Source organism: Dietzia sp. DQ11-71, from assembly GCF_014144995.1.
GTDB classification, from domain to species: Bacteria; Actinomycetota; Actinomycetes; order Mycobacteriales; family Mycobacteriaceae; genus Dietzia; species Dietzia kunjamensis.
Map to the genome: position 1 here is coordinate 1 of NZ_JAALDT010000484.1, position 2052 is coordinate 2052.

Annotated in this window: 3 protein-coding genes; 2 read left to right on the top strand and 1 reads right to left on the bottom strand. The window is 70.6% G+C overall.

What is annotated here, in order from left to right; all coding sequences use genetic code 11:
- The first annotated feature begins 41 nt into the window (after positions 1–41).
- Positions 42–1604: a glycosyltransferase family 87 protein gene (locus G6023_RS15020; protein WP_283465026.1), complete on the top strand. Its 1563-nt coding sequence runs from the start codon at positions 42–44 to the stop codon at positions 1602–1604.
- Complete coding sequence (locus G6023_RS15025; RefSeq protein WP_182636265.1) at positions 1601–1792, top strand: hypothetical protein; 192 nt, start codon at positions 1601–1603, stop codon at positions 1790–1792. Before G6023_RS15020 ends, G6023_RS15025 begins: the two co-directional genes overlap by 4 nt.
- 49 nt (positions 1793–1841) lie before the next feature.
- Here G6023_RS15025 and G6023_RS15030 read toward each other — a convergent pair.
- Positions 1842–2052 (bottom strand): hypothetical protein (locus G6023_RS15030; protein WP_182636267.1); only part of this gene is annotated, 211 nt, incomplete at its 5' end.

Consider the following 2052-nt stretch of genomic DNA (forward strand, 5'->3'; position numbering starts at 1 on the left):
CCCGGGCGACCGGCCCCCGCCCCCGCCGCTAGGGTGTGACCGTGCAGAGCAACGGCCGTATCTCCCCGCTGCCGCTCGACGACGACCTCCGCACCCTGGAGCCGCACGAGCGGGTCCGTCCCGGTGACGGGGTCGGCGCGGAGGCCCTCGCGGCGTGGGGTGGGCCGGTCGGTCGCCACGCGGTGGTCGGCCGTCAACGGTTCTGGACCCCGCTGCGCGTGATCATGCTGTTCGCCGTGATCTTCCTGGCGTTCGGGTTCTTCTCCAAGGCCGCCTGCCTGGAGACCACCCATCCCACCGACGGTTCGCAGCCGGGCCTCAACTGGGACGGCCGCCAGTACTACAAGGCGTGTTACGCGGACCCGCTGCCGCTGTACTCGGCCGAGGGGTTGAACACCGGCGCCTTCCCGTACAAGTACATGTGGATCGCCGACAACGGCGAGGTCCGCTACATGGAGTACCCGGTGGTGTCCGGGATGTTCCAGTACGTCACGGCGCAGGCGGCCCAGGCCTGGCACGCGGTCTTCCCCGGCGGGCTCATCGAGGTGGCCAAGTATTTCGTCCTGGGCAGTGTCCTGCTGGCGTTGGCGTGGATGGTCGCCGTGTGGGCCACCTACCTGTCCGCGGGGCGCAGACCCTGGGACACGCTGCTCATGGCGGCCAGTCCGCTCATCATCTTCCAGGCTTTCACCAACTACGACCTGATGGCGATCGCGCTCGCCTCCGTCGCGCTGTTGCTGTGGGCCCGTTCGCGCCCGGTCTGGGCCGGGGTCGTGCTGGGCCTGGGCGTGGCGGCGAAGCTGTACCCGCTGTTCCTGTTCGGCGCACTGCTGGTGGTGGCCCTGCGCCGTCGGCGCTTCGCCGAGCTGGGTAAGGCGGCCGCGGCCGCGGTGGTGGCCTGGCTGGCCGTGAACCTGCCGATCATGATCCCGTTCCCCGAGGGCTGGCGGGAGTTCTACCGACTCAACTCGGACAGACCCGCCAACCCCGAGAGCATCTACGCGGTCATCCAGACCCTCACCGGGTGGCAGGGCTTCGACGCGGCCCGCGCGGCGGGGGAGGCCCCCGCGACACTCAACCTGGTGTCGTTGGGGTTGTTCGCGCTCGGCTGCATCGCGGTGCTCGTCATCGGACTCACTGCGCCCGTCACCCCCCGGGTCGCGCAGCTGGCGTTCCTCATCGTGGCCTTCTTCCTGCTCACGAACAAGGTGTGGAGTCCGCAGTACTCGCTCTGGCTGGTGCCCCTCGCGGTGCTCGCCGTCCCCCGCGTGCGGCTTCTGCTGCCGTGGATGGCGTTCGACGCCCTGCTCTGGGTGGCGCACATGTCGTACTTCCACGGCGTGGACAACAAGGGGATCGGCGCGGACGTGTTCCACCCGCTCGTCCTGGTGCGCGACCTGCTGGTCGTGGCGATCTGCGCGGTGGTCATCCTCGAGATCTACCGCCCCCACCTGGATCGCGTCCGCATGACGCACCAGGGCACACCCGAGGGCCCGGACCCGCTGGCCGGGGTGCTCGCCGACCCGGACGAACTGCTCGTCGTCGCCCCGCCCGCGAGGCGCGACCCCGTCGACGCCCCCCGGAAAGAGGACGCCGCCCCATGAGTACCAACTCCATGGTCTGGATGTTCGTCTGCATCCTGATCGGATTCATCTGCATGGTCACCGCTGCCGGCGGCTACCGGGCCGGGTGGCGCCAACCCGTGTGGATCGGCTGGACGGTGGCGGCGTTCCTGTTCCTCACCGTCATCCCGGTCACGCAGGCGCTGACCATCGGTCTCCAGCACGGCTGACCGCCCCCGCCCCCGGTCAGCGGCCCGGCGCTCCCACTGCGCGACCCGCTCAGCCGCACAGGTCGAACGGCTCGGTGTCCGGGAAGTGCCGGCCCCATTCCTCGGCGGTGAGCTGCACGCCACCGGCGCAGGCCTCGCTCACCACCCGGTCCGGGTCGAGCTGCCACATCCACATGGCGCCTTCGACGCCCACCGCGAGCAGGCCGCCCGTGGGTGAGGCGCTGCGGCCCTGGTAGAGCAGGGGATCGGTGGTCGACCCC

What these genes read in the sequence shown, in the direction of transcription:
- G6023_RS15025 (WP_182636265.1), top strand. Translation starts at nt 1,601, where the DNA reads ATGAGTACCAACTCCATGGTCTGGATGTTCGTCTGCATCCTGATCGGA.